Source organism: Ostreibacterium oceani, assembly GCF_009362845.1.
Lineage (GTDB): Bacteria > Pseudomonadota > Gammaproteobacteria > Cardiobacteriales > Ostreibacteriaceae > Ostreibacterium > Ostreibacterium oceani.
Genome location: NZ_WHNW01000006.1, coordinates 46,497 through 65,804 on the forward strand (window position 1 = coordinate 46,497; position 19,308 = coordinate 65,804).

Genomic DNA, 19,308 nt, shown 5'->3' on the forward strand with positions numbered 1-19,308 from the left:
TATTTTTTGTGACTAGATATCGGCGTAGTGTTGGCTAGATCCTACCCAACGGTTGACTAATTTATCAGCCAAAACAGGGTCGTGCGCGACGATGTGCTGGGCGATGGGGTAGGTAATAGCAATCCAAGCCTCGTCTCGTGTTAAATCAGCAATACGAAAGTGCATATCGCCAGTTTGTTTAGTGCCCAAAATTTCCCCTGCACCACGTATGTCTAAATCGGCTTTGGCGATAGCAAAGCCATCATGATTTTCACGGATGACTTGTAGGCGTTTTTTGGCGTTGTCGCTGAGGGGGGCTTGGTACAGTAAAACACAGTAAGATTGTGCTGAGCCACGACCGACACGGCCTCTGAGCTGATGCAATTGTGCAAGCCCAAACCGCTCGGCACTTTCAATCACCATCAGCGACGCATTGGGCACATCGACGCCCACCTCGATAACGGTGGTGGCGACCAGTAATTGAATTTCATTGGCTTGGAATTTGGCGATAATGGCCGTTTTTTCGTCGCTATTAAGCCGCCCATGCAACAGCCCAACCGTCATGTCAGGTAGTGATGCAGACAATTGCTGATAGACGATTTCAGCGGCTTGTGCTTGCAACGTGTCTGATTCGTCAATCAGCGGGCATACCCAGTAGACTTGTTGACCCGCATGGATGATATGTTGAATGCGATTAATTAGGGTTTCACGCTGGCCTTGTGGCAATAATAGGGTTTCAATGGGCTGGCGTCCTGGGGGTAATTCATCAATAATTGAAGTGTCTAAATCCGCATAAAATGTCATCGCTAGTGTTCTGGGTATCGGGGTGGCGGTCATTACCAGTAAATGTGGGGTATCACCGCTACGCGCTTTGTCTCTGAGTTGCAGCCGTTGGTGTACGCCAAAACGATGCTGCTCATCAATGACAACCAGTGCTAGCTGGTCATAGATGACATCGGCTTGGAATAGCGCATGGGTACCAATGATGAGTTGCGCCTCGCCGCTTTGGATGGCAGCGAGTGTTTCGCGGCGTTGTTTGGCCGTGGCTTTGCCCGATAGCCAAGCGACGGAAACGCCCAGCGGTGCTAAATAGCGTTCGGCTTGTAAGTAGTGTTGTTCAGATAGGACTTCGGTGGGCGCCATAATGACAGCTTGCAAGCCGTTGGCCGTGGCTTGTAACACCGCAGTCAATGCGACCAAGGTTTTGCCCGAACCCACATCGCCTTGTATTAAGCGATGCATGGGTTTGTTGTGCTGTAAATCGCTAAAAATATCATCGATGACGCGACCCTGTGCGCCAGTCAGCGCAAAAGGCAGTGAAGCGATAAGCCGTTGGTATACAGCGTGATTTAAGGTAAATGCAAGGGCATTTTCCGATTGATGGGCGATTTTTTGACGCAGCAACGCTATTTGCTTACCGAGCAATTCATCAAAGACTAACCGTACAAGGTTTGGGTTATCAGGTGATAGCAATGCGTCTAGCGATTGGCCAACGTGTGGCTGATGAATGGCGATTAAGGCCGTGTTTAAATCAGGCAGCTGGTGCGTTGTGCGTATGGGTTCGGGCAAGTCAAGCAGTGGTTCATGGTGTAGACAATTAAGCGCCAGACTAATCCAGCGTTGGATTTTTTTGGTGCCGATTCCCAAAAGGCTAGGGTAGACTGGGGTTAATGCATGAGTGAGTGTGATGGGCTGCTGTGGTGTGATGACTTGGTATTCTGGGTGCATCATTGCCCAGCGTTGATTGCCACTGTTGATTTGTGCTTGACCATAGACTAACAACTGGGTTCCCACAGTTAAGTGCTGCGTTTGTTGTTTGCCAAATTGAAACAGGCGAATGGTCAGCCACCCTGTGTCGTCTTGGGTCTCCATAACAAACATGCGTCTTTGCCCATATTTAATCCCGGTTGAGACAATCGTGACGAGGACTTGAGCGTCTTCCCCGTAGGTTAACTCGGATACAGGGGTAATTTGGGTGCGGTCTTGGTAGCGCAGGGGCAGAATGAATAATAAATCGCTGATGCGGTGAATATCACGTTTGTGTAGCTTTTCTGCCACCGCAGGCCCGACACCGGGTAATTGTGTAATCGCGTCGCTTAGTTGGTGTGTGGGGTGGTGTGCTGATTGGCTAGGCGTTGATTGGCTAGGCGTTGATGGCTTTTTTGGCATGTTTTTTGTGTAATTATTTTAGTGCCTGTTGATAAGTCGCGAGACAACGTGCGCGTGCGGCTTTATGGTCAATAATGGGGCTGGAATAATTGGCCGTGTTATATTCAGGCACCCAACGGCTAATATAACATAAATTGGCATCAAATTTTTGTGCCTGTAAATGCGGGTTAAAGATACGAAAGTAAGGGGCAGCATCGACACCGCATCCAGCCGCCCATTGCCAATTGCCCACGTTGCTTGCTTGCTCATAGTCGTGGAGTTTTTCGGCAAAATACGCCTCTCCCCAACGCCAATCAATCAGTAAATGCTTGCATAAAAAACTGGCAACGACCATGCGCACACGGTTATGCATGTATCCTGTGGCGTTTAATTCTCGCATACCTGCGTCAACGAGTGGGTAGCCAGTCGTGCCTTGGCACCATCGCGCAAAGTCTTGTTCGTTATGGCGCCATGCAACGGCCTCATATTTGGCATGAAAGCACTGTGTCGTTGTGTGTGGGAAATGCCACAAAATTTGCATAAAAAACTCACGCCAAATGAGTTCATTCTGAAAAATATCAGCGTGGTATTGTTGTGCTTTTTTCATGACTTGGCGGATGCTAATCGTGCCAAAGCGCAAATGGGGGCCTAAATGTGAGGTTGCATCTTGCGCGGGGAAATCACGCGTTTCACCGTAATGCATCAGGACATCATCACTAATGTCATAGGTGCGAATGCTTTCAATATGAGTGCCCTCAGCGCAAATATTCTGCGCCGTGTTGTCGGCGTTAGGCGTGTTAGTCATCGCGGTAAAGCCCATGGATGCTAAACTCACCGATGGATAGTCGGCGAGCGTGGCCCAATTCGTTGTCGGGATGTGATTATTCATATCCGTGTCGGCGTTGTAGGCACTGGTTGCCCATTGTTGCGCCAATTGTTGCCGCCAGCATTTCATATAAGGGGTATAAACCGTGTATGGGCTTTGGTCGGTTTTGACGACTTCGTGGGGCTCAAAAATGACGTGATCTTTGAATGTGTGAAAGGCGATGTGATGTTTGTCTAAATAGGCGGCGATGCGATTGTCGCGTTGGCGTGCATAGGGTTCGTAATCACGGTTGGCATAAACCGCGGTAATGGTCATTTGCTGACGCAGTTGCTGAAAAATTGATAATGGATCACCGTGGTATCGGGCAATGCCACTGCCGTGATGTTTGGCTAAATAGGCATGCATTTGTTGCAAGCGTTGATGGATAAAGCGCACGCGCGCATCGTTTTGTGGGAGCGTTTTTAGGATATGCGGGTCAAAAATAAAAATCGGCAGTACAGCAGATTGCTGTGATAATGCGGCGTTTAGTGCCGTATTGTCGCGAAACCGCAAATCTCGACGCAACCAAACAATCGCAACAGCGGGCTTGGCAGTCTGTAAATGAGCTTGTGCGTGAGATTGTGTGTGAGATGTTGTGTGAGAGGATGGTTGCTTACGGCGGTTCATGATGGATGATTTAGTTAAACCCAGCAATGTAGGCATTGAGCGAAATCGCAATAGCAAGCCAAATAAGGTAAGGCAACAGTAGATAGCGCCAGTGGGTTAATGCAGGTCGCGGCGCATAAATAAAAAATACGCCAATACAAAAAAACAACGCCACAATAACCGCCAAGGCGAGAATGACCCAATGCTGGCTGAAAAAAATAAAGTTCCAGATGACATTAAGCCCCCAGCTGATAGCGAAAAGCAGTACCCAGCGGTTACTGGCAGGCAACATGATCAGCCGAGTTAGGTAGATGGAAAAGCACAGCATAATCAGCGACCAAGCTGCGCCAAACACCCAGCCTGGTGGTGTCCATGGTGCTTTGTTTAGTGCTAAATACCAATCGGACTGAGGGCCGTCAGCCATTGCCCATGCGCCTATGGCTAGACCCGAAAAATTGAGGATTAAAAACCCGACGAGGTAAAAAAAAGCGATTAATAAAGGATGGTTGCGTTTCATTAGTTTATTGGGGGGTGGATGGTTGGATGAGTGGCTGGACGAGTGGCTGGTTTAAATATGCCACAGAAATAAGCTGTAGTAAATGGCTGTAGTAAATAAGCCGTGGCAAATGAGCCACAATGGACTGATTGATCTGCTTGTGATTAGAATAGTTAGATTAGTTAAATCAGCCCATTGTGCTCAAATGATGGGTATCGTCATGTTGGCTTATTTACTATGGGTTAGCTGCCTAAATCCAAAATGGCTTCCATTTCGACTTCTGCGCCCTTGGGGATGCCAGCCACTTGCACGGCGGCACGCGCGGGATACGGGGCGGTGAAATACTGTGCCATGATGTCATTGAGTATCGCGAAATTGCCGAGATCCATCACAAAAATATTGACCTTAATTACTTGGTCCATGGTGCCTCCTGCGGCTTCGACGACGGCTTTGAGGTTTTGAAATACTTGGTGAGTTTGTGCTTCAAATCCTTCTTTTAGTGTCATGGTCTCTGGGTCTAGTGGGATTTGGCCTGATAAAAAAACTAAATTTCCTGTGCGCACAGCCTGTGAATAAGTGCCAACAGCAGCGGGGGCATTAGTGGTTTCTATGATTTGTTTCATGTAATATCCTCGTTTAAGTGGTTAGGGTGTAGGTTAGTGGTTAGGGTGTAGGTTAGTGGTTAAGTCAGTAGATTCGTGTAATGACGGCTGGCTTTTATGGGTTAATTTTTTTACCAACGGTAACGCACTCAGCTGAAACATAATATGCTCTAGCTGCACCAGCGATTGTACTTTGATGATAAAGGTCATGCTAACTTCTGCACGCTGCATATCATTGGGTAGCTCAACGCTCACGATATTGGCGGCGCATTGGCCAAAGACGTCAGCGACTGAGGCGAGCGCGCCAGGTTGGTTGAATACCTGCGCGGTGATTGTCGTGGTTAGCCCGTCTTGGTCGAGAAGGTGTTGCAAATCGTTTAAGGTTTGTTTTTTGCCGACTTCATCGAGCGCGATTTTTCGCAGGAGTGCTTTGCGCTTAATGCCGCGCTTTTTGGCGACTAATTTGAGTAACGCTTTTAGGTTAGCGTAGGTAAAGCCGCGCTGAGCCAAGTATCTTTCTAATTCACTGTGCCCGAGTTTCTCTAAGTCTGATTCAGGTAGGCTATTAAAATAATGCCTGATGGCTACCCGTGCGCGTGCGGTTTTGACGACCTGTAGCCAGCGACAATCTGGGTGTGCTGCAGCTTGGGTGAGGACTTCGACGGTTTGTCCATTGTTTAGCGTAAACGTTAAATCAACGTCAATGCCATTGACCTTGGCGGCGCTCAGGTGGTTGCCTAAATCGGTATGAATGTGATAAGCAAAATCAATGACCGTCGCGCCAACAGGCAAGGCGATGGGCTCGCCTTTGGGGGTAAATACTTGGATGTCGTAGCCCGTTAAATCGCGTTTGATGGCCTCGTAATAATCCAATGAACCCGACGTATAATTACGCAAGTCTTTGAGATTAACCAACCAGCGACGAATGGATTTGTCTCGTGGTGGTTGGTTGGTGTTGGGTTGCTTTGCAGTGATTTTTTCTTGGTTATGCTGTCGCCAAATGGCAATGATGCCAGACTCAGCAATGGCATGCATGGCTTTGGTGCGGATTTGAAAGTTAATGACCCGACGGTCTTTGGTCAGTGCCGAGGTATGAATAGATTGATAGCCATTGGCTTTGGGTGAGGCAATGTAATCAGTGAGTTTTTTAAAAACAGGGGGGTAGATTTGATGAATGATACCGAGTACACGGTAACAGTCGTCGATATTTTCGGTTAAGATAATAAACGGAATACTCGCGTTTTCTAGCGGTCGTCTTGTGAACCGACTTTTCTGTAGTTTTTTATAGATATTGAGCAAGTTTCGCCGTCTTTTACGGACAGAGGCAGCAAGATTAGCGAGTTTAAATTGTTGTTGCAGGGTTTGAATGACTTGGTTGGCTGTGTTTTCCCTAGTTTCGTTGTCGGTGAGTAGTTTGCAAATGGTATTATAACGCCATGGATTAACGTGCTTAAAGGCGAGTTCTTCCATCTCAGTTTTAAAAACATACATCCCCAAACGAGTGGCAATAGGGACATAAACATCCAGTGTTTCTTGGGCAATGCGTGCGCGTTTTTTGCTGGGTAGTGCGTCCAGCGTTTGCATATTGTGTAGTCGGTCAGCAAATTTAATCATCACAACACGCGGGTCGGCTTCCATTGCGCTGACGAGTTTTTCAAAGGTTTGTGCTTGTAGCACTTGTGGTGAAATTGATTCGTTTTTTTCAAGCTTACTGACGCCATCAACCAGCGCGGCGACTTCTTCGCTAAAATGTTGAATTAACGTTTTTTTGCTGATGGGTGTGTCTTCGATGACATCGTGCAAGATAGCAGCCTGTAAAACCGCGATATCGAATTGCACTTCGCTGGCGAGGATTTCTGCTACTTTGATAGGGTGGCAAATGTAGGGCTCGCCAGAGTGACGTGTTTGGGTTTTATGCGCTGTGGCCGCAAAAAAGCAGCAATCGATGAGTTGCTGCTGCTGGTCTGCGTCAAGATAGTCGCTCTGCGCAATGAGCTGAGTAATGCTTGTCGTGATGGCGTCTAATCCATCGAGATCAGGGTCATAAAATAGGGCATCACGGTAGCGCATTGTTCGTCTATTGATGAGGCTATTGATGAAGCTATTGATGAGGCAGGGTTAGAATAATTCCTCAAGATGGTCTGCTTGGTTTAAGATTTCATCGACTGTTTTTTTACCTTCGGCAATTTCGCGTAGCGCGATTACCGTTGGTTTGTCTTTGTCCTCTGGTACCAACGATTGTCCACCTTTGTTGATTTGGTGAGCGCGCTTGGATGCCGCTAAAATGATTCTAAAACGATTGTCAGTAGGGGACTGTAAGCAGTCTTCGATTGTAATTCGTGCCATAGGTGATTTTCCTCATTCAATAAAAATAACGCGATAAATAACGCGGTGATGTAATTAGTTGTACCTGTCAATTAAAGGGACTTAATTGCGCTATAGGTCAATGCCAAAGACACACAATATGGGCCTGTAATATAAGCCTGTACAGACAATGAAACAAATTATCACGCCAATCTACTGTGCGAAGCCGCGATGCCAAACCACTACGCCAAGCCACTACGCCAAGCCACGATGCCAACTGCATCACAGGTTACAGGCTCTGTGTGTCAAAAAGCCGATAACCATAGATGATACCTTAGTCGCTCAAAAACATCACGCGTTTTTCAACAATTTAATCTCGAATTTAATCTTGATAGTGTCTGATGAGTATCAATTGGGCGGGTTGCTGGATAGCGCTGCCGCTTATGTTTTGGGTGTTAGGTGTCACGCATTAGGTATTAGCATTAGGTATTAATTAGGCATTAACATGAGGCATAAAAAAAGAGACACACATACTTAATTTCGTCATGTCTCTTTTGCCAAGTAAGTTCTGGCGAATGTCATCGTTTGCACCAACTAGTTTGCCACACTAAATGATAAATTCAAGCTAAATTATCAAAATATTTACCAAAATATCGGTTATTTTTACAGGTTGATAAGATCTATTTGTTTGAAATATAAGGTTATTTTTAGTGATTTTGGGTGGTGTTTGGGCGTTTGGGCTGATTTTTTTATGGGTAGCGGTATTATAAAGGCATCGAGGGGCATCAAGGTGTTGCAAGGCTACTGTGTTGCAAAACTACTGCGAAATTGCTGTAAAACTGCTATAATACGAGGTTGTTGATAATCGGTGGCGCATTGATTAGTCAGCGTTGATTAGTATGCGCTGATTAGTATGCGTGGTTCGCCTGTTCGTTAAAGACATTAAGTAGTGCATTGAGTAGCGCATTAAGGTGCTAATAAGTGCTAATAGGCGCTAAAAGTCACGCAATTGCTGCGCCATCATTGAGGTAAATAACATTATGCATCAGCCAAGTAACAGTCCCGCCAATCAAGCTGCCTTTGACCGCGCTTGTCAATTTATACCCGGTGGTGTGAATTCGCCCGTGCGTGCGTTTAAAGGGGTTGGCGGCACGCCTGTTTTTATCCGTGCCGCAGACGGGGCGATGTTGACGGATATTAGTGGTAAACAATATATCGATTATGTCGGCTCTTGGGGGCCGATGATTCTAGGGCATGCGAATGAGTCCGTGCTGCGCGCGGTACGAGAAATCATGCAATATGGTTTGTCATTTGGCGCACCAACAGAAATCGAAACGCAGCTAGCCGAAAAAATCGTCAGTCGTATCGCGAGTGTTGACTCGGTTCGTATGTGTAACTCAGGGACAGAGGCCACGATGTCAGCTATTCGTTTGGCGCGGGGCTTTACGCGTCGAAATACGCTGATTAAGTTTGAAGGCTGTTACCACGGCCACTCGGATGCGCTATTGGTAAAAGCGGGGTCAGGGATGCTGACGCTTGGGGTGCCAACATCACCTGGCGTGCCTGCGGACGTGGCAAAACACACGCTCACCCTGCCTTATAATGACCCTGATGCGCTGCTGTCGGCGTTTGAACAGTTTGGCGATGAGATTGCGGCCGTTATCGTTGAGCCAATTGCAGGCAATATGAATCTAATCGTACCCAGTGATTTATTTATACAAACGATACGCCAGTGCTGCGATCGCTACGGCAGTGTATTCATTGCCGATGAAGTAATGACGGGTTTTCGGGTAGCAAAAGGCGGTGCAGCTGAGTATTTGTCATTTACCCCTGACCTAATCACGTTTGGTAAAATTATCGGTGGTGGTATGCCAGTTGGTGCATTCGGTGGGCGACAAGAGATAATGAACCACTTAGCGCCGATTGGTGGTATTTATCAAGCTGGCACGTTATCGGGTAATCCAGTTGCTATGGCGGCGGGATTGGCGACATTGACAGGGACTGAAATCGAGGGGTTTTATCCGCTGTTGGCTGAAAAAACCGATTACTTGGCAGCAGGGTTGCGCCAAGTGGCCAAAGACAATGGGCACTCACTGTTGGTTAAAAATGTTTGCGGTATGTTCGGTCTGTTTTTTACAGAAGCCACCTCGGTCGATACGTTTCAAGCAGTGATGGCCTGTGATAATGAAAAATTCGCACGATTCTTTCACGGCATGCTGGCGCATGGGGTTTATCTGGCGCCATCGGCTTTTGAAGCGGGGTTTGTTTCGATTGTCCATGACCGTGAAATTTTAGATAAAACGATTGAGATTGCCGATCAAGTCTTTAAGTCGCTATAGTTACCATAGTCGCTATAGTCACGATAGCAGGGATAGTGGGGCTGGTAGAATTTGGACTGGTTGTCGCAGCGGGGCAGGTTGATACCGTTGCTTACAGTAATTAAACCGCGCTTGTCGGTTTTTACTTGGTTTTTGTGGATAATGTCTGTATAATTGCGTTTTTTTAATCCCATTTACATTAATTTTTATAGGTAGAATAGTTTATGCCCACAGTTAAAGTACGAGATAACGAACCTTTTGATGTCGCACTCAGACGCTTTAAGCGTTCTTGTGAGAAGGCAGGAATTTTATCAGAGGTGCGTGCTCGTGAGTTTTTTGAAAAGCCTACGCAGGAAAGAAAGCGTAAAAAATCTGCAGCAGTCAAGCGTAATGCGAGACGAATTAAACTGGAAAAGAAGCGTTTCGAAAGATTGTATTAACAGATTGTATTAATTAATACATCACGCTAGGCTCCACGGCATTAGCTTCACGACTGATTTTTGTTGGCTGCCTGATTGGCTGGTAGGTTCGTTGGCTGACTGGGGCATTGGGTATTGCTTACGGTAGTTGTTGCGGTCGTTTACTGTAATGGCTACCTTAGTTGTTTGTTTTCTTATCCGTGTTGTCAAAGGAGCGCCTGAGCAGACAGCTTAACTGTTTGTTAATAAATCGAATAGCCAGTATTCTGTGAGGCGCTTTTATGGGGTGGCTGGTGGTGACTGGCAGTGACTGATTGTTTTCTCTTTGTAATTGGTTAATTAGATTTGGTTAATTTGTAAACGATAGCAACCTAACGCCACAATATCAATGACAGTATATCAATGACAGTAAAAGAAACGCTAAAAACTGCGACAATATCGGCAATGAAGGCTGGTGAAAAAAGTCGCCTTCTTGTTCTTAGAACTGCATCAGCGGCGATTAAGCAGTGCGAAATTGACACGCAAACGACATTGTCTAGTGATGAACAGCTTGCCGTAATCGCGCAGTTAATTAAGCAAAGAAAAGATTCAGAGGCACAATTTCGGCAAGCCAATCGGCTCGATTTGGCGGAAAAAGAACAGGCTGAAATAGCGGTGTTGACTGAATTCTTACCCGCGCCCTTGAGCGAGGCAGAAATCCACGTGCTGATTGACGCAGCAATTGAACAAACCGCGGCAACAGGTGTCGGTGATATGCGCCAAGTCATGGATTTGTTGAAACCCAAGCTGCTCGGTCGTGCTGACTTAGGGCAGGTCAGCCAATGGGTTAAGTTACATTTGAGTCGCCTGACGTAAAAGGGATATAAAAAGTAAAGTGGCGTAAAAAGCGACGGCTGCAGTGTTGTTAGCCCCGTTAACAAGTCTGATGCAAAGCTAGATGCCACGCTAGATGCCACGCTAGGTGCGGCGTTTGAAAGTGGTTATCGAAAGCAGTTATCGAGAGCAGTCAGGAATAGACATTGAGTGCTTAATGGATAACGGGTTTGTTTCTATGGGTGGTTGTTTTTTTAATAATGATTTTCAAGGAGTGACGAAATAACTTCAGCCGCAAAATGACCTCAACCGTAAATCAACAGCGACCTTTAAATACTTTGTGAAACGCATTGCCAATAATTTTATCGATGAATTACTCAGCCATGTTGATATTGTCAATGTGGTTGATTCGCGTGTGTCACTTAAAAAAGCGGGGCGTAATTTACAGGCTTGCTGTCCTTTTCATGATGAAAAAACGCCTTCATTTACGGTGTCGCCGACTAAGCAGTTCTATCACTGTTTTGGTTGCGGTGCGTCTGGTAATGCCATCCGTTTTGTGATGGAGTTTGAGCATTTGTCTTTTGTCGATGCCGTTGAAAAATTAGCGGAAACCTATCAAATTCCTGTGCGCTATGATCAAGTCGATACGGTTAAACAACAAAAGCGCAAAAATCTATATGATTTGCTAGATGAAACCGCGACTTATTATACGAATAATTTGTACCAACCAACGGGTGAAAAGGCGCGAAAATACCTTGCGATGCGTCAGTTAGATGTTGAAACGGCAGATTTCTTTCGTCTCGGATTTTCGTTACCAGGCAATACGCTACAACGCCAATTCAATGGTGACTTTAGCAACGAAGATTTAACCAAAGCAGGGTTGTTGGCACAGGGGAATAACGGCGCTTATGACCAGTTTCGTGAGCGACTGATGTTCCCCATTCGAGATGCGCGAGGGCGTGTGCTCGGTTTTGGTGCGCGTGCGTTAGGCGATGCGATGCCTAAATATCTAAACTCTAGCGAGACAGACGTTTTTCAAAAACGGTTTGTCCTTTACGGGCTTTATGAGTTGTTGCAGTCTAGCACCAAAGTCGAGCGGCTGATTGTCGTCGAGGGTTATATGGATGTGATTGCGCTTTATCAAAAAGGCATTTTAGGCGCGGTGGCAACGCTAGGTACGGCGTTTACCCCTGAGCATTTGCAACTGGCACAAAAATACACCCATAAAATTTATATCTGCTTTGATGGCGATAACGCAGGCAAGCGCGCGGCAGAGCGTGCATTATCGGTTATTTTACCTGTCATGCGATTGGATGTTGAGATTCGGTTTGTCTTTTTACCCGACGGGGAAGACCCCGATACACTGGTTCGCCAGATTGGGCAAAAAGCATTCAACGCACATTTGGAAAAAGGGGTTATCTTTAGCGAATTTGTCTATGAATCGTTGATTGGCGATAGTCAGCTAGAATTCGTTGAAGGTCGTGGGGAAGTGGCGGCAAGGGCGCGAAAATTATTTGATGAATTGCCTAATTCAGATTTTAAAGGCTTGCTTTACCAAGGGCTAAAAGAGCGCTTAGGGATGGATATCTATCAACTGTCTAAGCCGACAATAGCAGAGCGGCATCCTGCGGCGCCATTTGTGCCGTCGCAGCCATCCGCTAGACACTATGGCGCGTCGCAGTATCGAGGGACGGCAGAAAGCCATCTGATACGCTTATTATCGATGTATCCGTTGCTTGCTGTTCATGTGTTGCATTTATCGTTGATTCAACAGGCGCAGCAACCTGATGCGTTATTGCTCTATAAAATGATTCGTTATTTACAGTTACATGGCAATCAACCAGCGGTCATTTTACATTTTTCTGAACACCTAAACGAACTAGAAAGGCAGCGTTTTCATGCCATTATGACCCAAGAAAATGTCGGTACATTATTGCCAGGAGAAACCGAAGAAACCAAAAATCACCGACTCCACAAAGAATTTGTGATTATGTTAGAGAATTATTTGAATCGTTTACGAGATAAAACGATTAAACGACTTGAAATAAATTATTCCGCACCCATAAATTGAGGGTAGTGCGCGCGCTGGATTTACCATGAGGAACCTAAAATTATGACCGATTTCGTTGAACAAGATCAAGATCAAGAAGCTATCTTTAAAGAGCTGATTGCCAAGGGGATGGAGCAGGGCTTTTTGACTTATGCAGAAATTAATGAATTAATTCCTGAGGAGGTCATGGATCCTGAGCAGATAGAGGATATCATGGAGTCCATTGTAGAAATGGGCGTTGATGTAATTGAGCGCCCCGAAAATGTGGCCGAAGGGCTGGGCGCCAATGTAATTGCCGATGAAGTCATCGAGGAGAGCCCTGATTTCAGTAGTGCAATGGAAATTGGTAGCACGACCGATCCCGTACGCTTATATATGCGAGAGATGGGTTCTGTTAGCTTGTTGACGCGTGACGGCGAGATTGAAATCGCCAAGCGAATTGAACGCGGCCTCAATGAAATTCAATCTGCGATTGCTGCATTTCCCCCGTGTATTGATATTTTACTTGAAAAAATTGATCAAATCGTCGAACAGGACGAGGGGAAACTCAGCGATTATATCAATAACTTTGGTTTTGTTGTGGATGAAACATCAACGACAAATACAGCGACAGACAATAGCGACGACAGTGATGACGTCAATGCCGATGACGACGATGATTCTGATCCGCCAGTGAAAAATAGTGAAGACTATGACAAAATGCTGGATGAACAGATTGTATTACTTCGGCAGCTCGTTGATGACTGGAAACAAGCACTGCAAAAAGGCTACGACACGAAAAAAGAAAAAGCCTGTCGACAAGCGGTTTATAATCACTTTATGGAGTTTTCGTTTTCAATCTCGGCAACGGAAATGATGATAAATGGCTATCAAAAGCCCATTCGCCAAATTCGTGATATCGAAGCAATCCTGAGAAAAATCATCGTTGATGAATGCCAAATGCCGATAAAGACGTTTGTTGATAAATTTGTCGGCGCCGAAGAAGACCTAGATTGGGTCAAAAAAACCACCAAAAGCAGCCGCACCAAATATGCACAAAAACTAAAAGACCGCGAAGAAGAAATTGTCGCATTACAGTCTCAGTTTAAGGCAATCGAAGCAACCTATGGCATTCCTGCTAGCGTCATACGTGAATTAAATAAAGAAATGCGCGTCGGTGAAAATGCGGCGCAAAAAGCCAAACGTGAAATGGTTGAGGCCAATTTGCGACTGGTGATTTCAATCGCCAAAAAATACACCAATCGCGGGTTACAGTTCCTTGACTTAATCCAAGAGGGGAATATCGGTCTAATGAAGGCGGTTGATAAATTTGAATACCGCCGTGGGTTTAAGTTTTCGACGTATGCAACCTGGTGGATTCGCCAAGCGATTACCCGCTCGATTGCAGACCAAGCGCGCACCATTAGAATTCCCGTCCATATGATTGAAACGATTAATAAACTCAATCGAATTTCTCGGCAAATGGTGCAGGAAATGGGGCGAGATCCCACCCCAGAAGAGCTCGCTATTCGGATGGAGATTCCCGAAGACAAAATTCGTAAAGTGATCAAAATCGCCAAAGAACCCGTGTCGATGGAAACCCCAGTGGGAGATGACGAAGATTCAAGCTTGGGTGATTTCGTCGAGGATACCAATATCCCGTCGCCGCTTGATGTGGCAACGAACGCGGGGCTTCAAGAGGCGATGCGTGAAATTTTGGATGGGCTTACCACTCGCGAAGAAAAAGTACTGCGTATGCGGTTTGGAATTGATATGAATACCGATCATACCTTAGAAGAGGTCGGGAAGCAGTTTGACGTGACGCGTGAACGGATTCGACAAATCGAAGCCAAAGCACTACGTAAACTGCGCCATCCTAACCGCTCTGAAATTTTAAAAGCGTTCTTGGATAAAAATTAGTCTGAACAGACATTTGCCAGAATAAACAAGCAGGTAACGCCATGGAGGGCAATGGGAAGCAATGGGAAGCATGCGCTATATAATCGTCTAGCTTGTTCGTAAGGAACTAGCCTGTTCGTGGGGTCGCTGACTTATGGTTTGAGAGATAGCTGCATTCGAAGTCCAGATGCGTCAATGTAGTAATCAGGTAATCGGGTCTTGCAGCGAAATCCCAGCGACTGATACAGCGCTATTGCCGTTTGATTGCTTTCTCGAACTTCTAGTGTCAAGTAATTGACGTGTTTTTCTGAGGCGTTTTTGATGATGTGCATAAGCAGTAATTTGGCAATACCTTGTTTGCGATAGTTTGCATGGACGGCGAGCGAATATAATCGCCAGGCGTCTTTTTTTACCAGCACCAACACATAACCAAGCACGAGTTGTTGGTCATTGTAGGCGATTACTAGTTGATTGCGTGGGTGTTGTAAATGGTATTTAAATGCGCGTTTGGTTAATTTACCATCGGCGGGGGAAAAACAAGTCTCTTCAAGGGCGAGTAATGCGAGCAAATCAGACGGCTCTGCCGTTCTTAGGTGGACCTCTGTCATTGATATGTCGTTGGTGCACTAGGGAGAGATTTTTTATAAATGGTGTATTTGGCGATGAGACGGCTGGGCTTGTAGGACATTTTGACTTTTTTTAGATTGTCAAAGCCCATATCATCACCAACGTTGATGTTTTCGACTTGGTATTCATTGGCGAGTATTTTGGCGAATTCTCTAAAAATAAACTGCGCGCAGCCAAAGACTTCAAAGTCGGTTTTTTCCACGATAACACTGGCCGTATGCTGATTGATTTTCTCGCCAACAGTAAATCCTTTGATTTCATCATCAATCAAGATAACCAAACCAATTAAATTTAGAAAAGTATAGTCGTTTAACATACGCTTGATAGCGACACGTTCGCTATAGATGCCATCGAGAAAGCGTTCACTTTCATCTTGCGGTAAGCAGCGCATACGATCGGCAATCCATTTGTTGAGCAGCGATAATATGCCCTGACGGTGCTTGTCAACGACTAACATTTCGAGGCGATGACTGCTGTGTACGCGTTTGAAGCGGTTAATTTCGTTGCGCTTATTGCTAAATCCAGCGCCAGGTAAATCAATTAATTCTTGCGCGTGGTAAATATAATCAACCAAAGCACGCTCAACAATATAGTCTTCTAAAAAATCAAAAACTAAAGCACCTGCCTCTAAATCATTGACAAAATTTGCCAGCAAAAACTCATCCACGTATTCAATGCGGGGGACGGTATGTGTGTCGTTGTTTTCTTCCATCAGCGCAAAACATCGGTGCATTGCAGCAATCGCATTTTCTGGCTGCCCAATCGGTGGTAGTAACATAGATAACTGCCCATGACTTAACAAAAAAAAGCAGAAACTGTCTTCGATGATGGCGTAAAACCCACTGCCATTACTCAGCCATAAATAGTTAGCGGCAAAGGTATAGTCGCTTGTATCCAAGTCGAGTTGAGCCAGATAATAATCCATGACGGGTTTAGTTGATAGCGCAAAGGGTGCTAAAACCACGTCACCGATTTTTAAAATAGACATAAGAAAACCAGCAATGAAAGGAGATCATTGTAGCGCTTTTCTGTTATTTGTGATAGGTAAATAGTATGAAGTAAAACAATACCTTAATGAATTTTGTTGCACAAAATATTGCAGACAATCAGGCGCGTGTTAGTGTAATTTAGCTCCATTTTTGACGGCTTTGTCCACACTTGCAAGGACAATGTGACCACTGTCATCAGAAAAACCCAAGACAAGAACCTGTGACTGAATGGGGCCAATTTGCTTTGCTGGAAAGTTGATGACCGCCATGACTTGTTTGCCGATGAGTGTTGAGCATTCATAATGATGGGTGATTTGCGCACTGCTCTTGCGAATGCCGATATCTTTACCAAAATCAATCTGTAATAAATAGGCGGGTTTTTTTGCCTCGGCGAAGACCTGTGCGTCAATAATTTCACCGACGCGGATATCGATTTTTAGAAAATCATCAAAGGTAATTGTCATCGGGTTTCCTCGTTGTTGTTGCTTGTTGGCTGCTAGCTGCTCTGGCTGCTGGGTGCTTTTTTTGCGCGCCGCTATTAAATGCCGTATGTGTCGCTCACCATACCATTTGGTATATTTTATGCTATGATATTTATATCATACTTATTTTTACTGACAAGTCTTATTTTGTTGATTTTTTGTTGATTTCATTTTTCAAATCAAGCAGGCAATCCAGTAGGCAATACGTAAACAGGCAGGCTCAGTAATCGAGAGGATTAAATGAAAATTTTAATAACAGGTGGTACAGGATTTATTGGTGGGCAGTTGACAAAACAATTGCTAGCGATGGGGCACCAGGTGACGGTGTTGACGCGATATCCTCAAAAGCAGTCGATGCAGGCGGGTTTACGATTGGTTGATTCGTTGTCTCAATTAGCGGATAACGAAATCATCGATGGCATTATTAATTTGGCGGGTGCACCAATTAACAAACGATGGACGCCGCAGTATAAAAACACATTGATTGATTCTCGAGTAAACACGACAGAACAAATTGCGGCATTAGTGCAGCGATTATTGACGCGACCTCGTGTTTTTATTAGTGGTTCAGCAATTGGCTTTTACGGACACACTACCTCGGCTGACGGAGCAATAGTTGACGAAACATCACAACCGACTATAGACACACAGCAAAACGATTTTGCGCATCAATTATGCGCGCGCTGGGAGGCAGCCGCTGCCACGATAACCGAATTGGGTGTGAAAACCTACATCATCCGCTTAGGGGTTGTCCTCGATTCATCAGGCGGTGCGTTGGCTGAAATGTTACCTGCGTTTAAACTAGGTCTCGGTGGGAAAATCGGTAGCGGGCGCCAAGGGTTTTCTTGGATTCACCGTGATGATGCGGTAAATGCTATTCATTTTTTGCTAGCAGATTCAGCATCGCCTGGGGTTTATAATTTGACCGCGCCTTATCCTGTGACAAATGCAGCATTTAGCCAAGCGTTGGCCAAGGCTTTGCACCGTCCTTGTGTCATGACGATTCCTGCGTTTGCTATTCGTCTGTTATTTGGTGAAATGGGCGAGACTTTGTTACTTAATGGACAATGCGTCAAGCCAACGCGCTTGTTATCGACAGGGTTTGCATTTCAATATCCGACATTACAAGAAGCGCTGAGTGGGATAGGGAAAAAACCTTAATGAACTTAATGAACTTAAGAAAATCGCATCAATCGCGCAGCGGATTACGGTATAAGCCAACGCGAGTCCGCCGTGCACTTTAGTAAGCGTCCACAACGATAAAATCCACGAACGGGGTTTGCCCCCCCTGCTATCCCCTGCACGATGAATAAATTAACCTTGACCAAGCACCCACAGGGATTATAATGCTGATAAAGGAGCTCAAGCACTTTGTGTGTGGGCATGTAAGCAGAGAAAAATATGTGAACAACTGTCACCATGTGAGGATTTTTGGGGTGAGAAATAAAAACAATCAGCATAATAAGTGCAATATGTATTGGACCCATGCACTGAGCTTGCTTACAACGGTTGCTCGGTGTATACTTAGCATAGTAAGGTTTTGTCATCAAAGGTCAAGATAATCAGCCCTCTGATCATGCCAGTGAGTCCTTGATAACCTATTAATCAGTGTCAGATATAACGTGCTGGTGATAGATGAAAGGATACACATCAATTCTAAACAAACAAAGGGAGCAGTTATGTTAGCGATAATCAAGAAAGTATTTCCCACTGTTTTTTTACTCAGTTTAACCAGTGTTTATGCGATGGAACCACTTAAATCGCTTGAAACTGATTTAGATGGGGACGGTGAGTTAGACAATATATATTTGTACGCAGTAGATAAAGAAGGCAATTATGATTATAAGATGACATTGGTTGCAGAACTATCTTCCCAAGATTTTAAACCGCACCAATCCAAGCGTTCTGATTTGACATTTGGTGGCATTGCAGCAGAACTTCTGACCCTGGATAAAACGACCAAAGGCTTTCGAGTCGGCAGTACAGAAGAGGGCATAAGATATAAATCTGAGTATTATTTTTATTTTCGTTTTGAGCCCAGCTCTCAACAAATTAGGTTGTTCGGGTGCATGTATAATCGTTTTGGTATGATTGATGGTTCTGAAGGGAATGCCTCTTTATTGGCGGGGGACTTCAAATATGTCAATCAACCTTACGGTGAACAAGAACAAGAAGAAGTGGTTCAAGGTGAGTTTGAAGTGCCACCGCCGGTATATTTGAATGGGGTAGACGAATCTGATTTTAAACAATGTTTTTCTTATTTAGAGGGTGGTCGTCATTCCTATTGATTGTTTCAACGACTCGTCTAATCAGTCCAAACCTGCAATAACGATTTCAGCATGAAAAAACAACAATAACCCTCTGTCTTTTATTTGCTTTGGGCGGGAATGATACTGGGAGTTTCGTTTTTGGCGACGCCTATCAAATTTCAAGCGCCTAATTTGACCATTGGATAATTAAATTGCTATCGAAATAGCCGGTTATCGACACCACAAACGATATCACCACCGATTACACCTACAACGTACGTCAGCGCTTGGTGACCGTCCCCCACGGTGGGCAAAAAGGAAAAAGGGCAACAACTCATCCAGCAAAACGCCTACGACCTAGACAATCGCTGTATTAAAAAGACAGTGAATGACCTAACCACAAAATGCGCATAAAAGAGTCTATAAAAAAAGCCCACAAAAAAGTGGGCTTTTTTGACTCGAAAGCGAGCGGGGTGCTTACTT

General features: G+C 45.1%; 16 protein-coding genes. 7 read left to right on the plus strand and 9 right to left on the minus strand.

Annotated features, from left to right (window positions below; all coding sequences use genetic code 11):
- Positions 1–12: 12 nt before the first annotated feature.
- The 6 genes from recG to rpoZ all read right to left on the minus strand — a co-directional run bounded on the left by recG (position 13) and on the right by rpoZ (position 7,042).
- Positions 13–2,148, minus strand: coding sequence for an ATP-dependent DNA helicase RecG (recG, locus tag GCU85_RS06265; protein WP_152810334.1), 2,136 nt, complete (start codon positions 2,146–2,148; stop codon positions 13–15).
- Between the two features lie 13 nt (positions 2,149–2,161).
- Complete coding sequence (locus GCU85_RS06270) at positions 2,162–3,655, minus strand: cryptochrome/photolyase family protein (RefSeq protein WP_218110577.1); 1,494 nt, start codon at positions 3,653–3,655, stop codon at positions 2,162–2,164.
- Positions 3,630–4,115, minus strand: a complete 486-nt coding sequence (locus GCU85_RS06275; protein WP_152810336.1) for a TspO/MBR family protein — start codon at positions 4,113–4,115, stop codon at positions 3,630–3,632. Before GCU85_RS06275 ends, GCU85_RS06270 begins: the two co-directional genes overlap by 26 nt.
- Before the next feature lie 221 nt (positions 4,116–4,336).
- Complete coding sequence (locus tag GCU85_RS06280; protein ID WP_152810337.1) at positions 4,337–4,717, minus strand: RidA family protein; 381 nt, start codon at positions 4,715–4,717, stop codon at positions 4,337–4,339.
- Positions 4,718–4,750: 33 nt separating this feature from the next.
- Positions 4,751–6,766, minus strand: a complete 2,016-nt coding sequence (locus tag GCU85_RS06285) for a RelA/SpoT family protein (RefSeq protein WP_152810338.1) — start codon at positions 6,764–6,766, stop codon at positions 4,751–4,753.
- Positions 6,767–6,814: 48 nt separating this feature from the next.
- The gene (rpoZ, locus tag GCU85_RS06290) at positions 6,815–7,042 is read right to left on the minus strand and encodes a DNA-directed RNA polymerase subunit omega (RefSeq protein WP_152810339.1); all 228 of its coding nucleotides are present in this window, start codon (positions 7,040–7,042) and stop codon (positions 6,815–6,817) included.
- 998 nt (positions 7,043–8,040) lie between these two features.
- On the opposite strand from rpoZ, the gene hemL reads away from it, so the two are divergent.
- The 5 genes from hemL to rpoD all read left to right on the plus strand — a co-directional run bounded on the left by hemL (position 8,041) and on the right by rpoD (position 14,499).
- On the plus strand, positions 8,041–9,339 hold the full coding sequence (gene hemL, locus GCU85_RS06295) for a glutamate-1-semialdehyde 2,1-aminomutase (RefSeq protein ID WP_152810340.1): 1,299 nt from the start codon (positions 8,041–8,043) through the stop codon (positions 9,337–9,339).
- A 203-nt stretch (positions 9,340–9,542) separates the two neighbouring features.
- Positions 9,543–9,758: a 30S ribosomal protein S21 gene (rpsU, locus tag GCU85_RS06300; protein WP_152810341.1), complete on the plus strand. Its 216-nt coding sequence runs from the start codon at positions 9,543–9,545 to the stop codon at positions 9,756–9,758.
- Positions 9,759–10,139: 381 nt separating this feature from the next.
- Complete coding sequence (locus GCU85_RS06305) at positions 10,140–10,592, plus strand: GatB/YqeY domain-containing protein (protein ID WP_152810342.1); 453 nt, start codon at positions 10,140–10,142, stop codon at positions 10,590–10,592.
- 298 nt (positions 10,593–10,890) lie between these two features.
- The gene (gene dnaG / locus GCU85_RS06310; protein ID WP_152810343.1) at positions 10,891–12,621 is read left to right on the plus strand and encodes a DNA primase; all 1,731 of its coding nucleotides are present in this window, start codon (positions 10,891–10,893) and stop codon (positions 12,619–12,621) included.
- A gap of 42 nt (positions 12,622–12,663) precedes the next feature.
- A complete protein-coding gene (gene rpoD / locus GCU85_RS06315; protein WP_152810344.1) occupies positions 12,664–14,499 on the plus strand; it encodes an RNA polymerase sigma factor RpoD in 1,836 nt (611 codons plus the stop codon).
- Between the two features lie 131 nt (positions 14,500–14,630).
- Here the strand turns inward: rpoD and rimI are convergent, their stop codons facing one another.
- From rimI to GCU85_RS06330, 3 genes are all read right to left on the minus strand, one after another.
- Complete coding sequence (gene rimI / locus GCU85_RS06320) at positions 14,631–15,086, minus strand: ribosomal protein S18-alanine N-acetyltransferase (protein WP_152810345.1); 456 nt, start codon at positions 15,084–15,086, stop codon at positions 14,631–14,633.
- A complete protein-coding gene (locus GCU85_RS06325) occupies positions 15,083–16,093 on the minus strand; it encodes a DUF2156 domain-containing protein (RefSeq protein ID WP_152810346.1) in 1,011 nt (336 codons plus the stop codon). The genes rimI and GCU85_RS06325 overlap by 4 nt, the downstream gene beginning before the upstream one ends.
- Before the next feature lie 129 nt (positions 16,094–16,222).
- On the minus strand, positions 16,223–16,558 hold the full coding sequence (locus GCU85_RS06330) for a tRNA-binding protein (RefSeq protein ID WP_152810347.1): 336 nt from the start codon (positions 16,556–16,558) through the stop codon (positions 16,223–16,225).
- A gap of 258 nt (positions 16,559–16,816) precedes the next feature.
- Between GCU85_RS06330 and GCU85_RS06335 the strand changes: the two genes are divergently transcribed.
- On the plus strand, positions 16,817–17,737 hold the full coding sequence (locus tag GCU85_RS06335; RefSeq protein ID WP_152810348.1) for a TIGR01777 family oxidoreductase: 921 nt from the start codon (positions 16,817–16,819) through the stop codon (positions 17,735–17,737).
- Positions 17,738–18,255: 518 nt separating this feature from the next.
- Positions 18,256–18,864, plus strand: a complete 609-nt coding sequence (locus GCU85_RS06340) for a hypothetical protein (RefSeq protein ID WP_152810349.1) — start codon at positions 18,256–18,258, stop codon at positions 18,862–18,864.
- Positions 18,865–19,308 lie beyond the last annotated feature (444 nt).

Coding starts and splice junctions, on each gene's coding strand:
- recG (WP_152810334.1), bottom strand. CDS start 2,148: ATGCCAAAAAAGCCATCAACGCCTAGCCAATCAACGCCTAGCCAATCA.
- GCU85_RS06270 (WP_218110577.1), bottom strand. CDS start 3,655: ATGCCTACATTGCTGGGTTTAACTAAATCATCCATCATGAACCGCCGT.
- GCU85_RS06275 (WP_152810336.1), bottom strand. CDS start 4,115: ATGAAACGCAACCATCCTTTATTAATCGCTTTTTTTTACCTCGTCGGG.
- GCU85_RS06280 (WP_152810337.1), bottom strand. CDS start 4,717: ATGAAACAAATCATAGAAACCACTAATGCCCCCGCTGCTGTTGGCACT.
- GCU85_RS06285 (WP_152810338.1), bottom strand. CDS start 6,766: ATGCGCTACCGTGATGCCCTATTTTATGACCCTGATCTCGATGGATTA.
- rpoZ (WP_152810339.1), bottom strand. CDS start 7,042: ATGGCACGAATTACAATCGAAGACTGCTTACAGTCCCCTACTGACAAT.
- hemL (WP_152810340.1), top strand. CDS start 8,041: ATGCATCAGCCAAGTAACAGTCCCGCCAATCAAGCTGCCTTTGACCGC.
- rpsU (WP_152810341.1), top strand. CDS start 9,543: ATGCCCACAGTTAAAGTACGAGATAACGAACCTTTTGATGTCGCACTC.
- GCU85_RS06305 (WP_152810342.1), top strand. CDS start 10,140: ATGACAGTAAAAGAAACGCTAAAAACTGCGACAATATCGGCAATGAAG.
- rpoD (WP_152810344.1), top strand. CDS start 12,664: ATGACCGATTTCGTTGAACAAGATCAAGATCAAGAAGCTATCTTTAAA.
- rimI (WP_152810345.1), bottom strand. CDS start 15,086: ATGACAGAGGTCCACCTAAGAACGGCAGAGCCGTCTGATTTGCTCGCA.
- GCU85_RS06325 (WP_152810346.1), bottom strand. CDS start 16,093: ATGTCTATTTTAAAAATCGGTGACGTGGTTTTAGCACCCTTTGCGCTA.
- GCU85_RS06330 (WP_152810347.1), bottom strand. CDS start 16,558: ATGACAATTACCTTTGATGATTTTCTAAAAATCGATATCCGCGTCGGT.
- GCU85_RS06335 (WP_152810348.1), top strand. CDS start 16,817: ATGAAAATTTTAATAACAGGTGGTACAGGATTTATTGGTGGGCAGTTG.
- GCU85_RS06340 (WP_152810349.1), top strand. CDS start 18,256: ATGTTAGCGATAATCAAGAAAGTATTTCCCACTGTTTTTTTACTCAGT.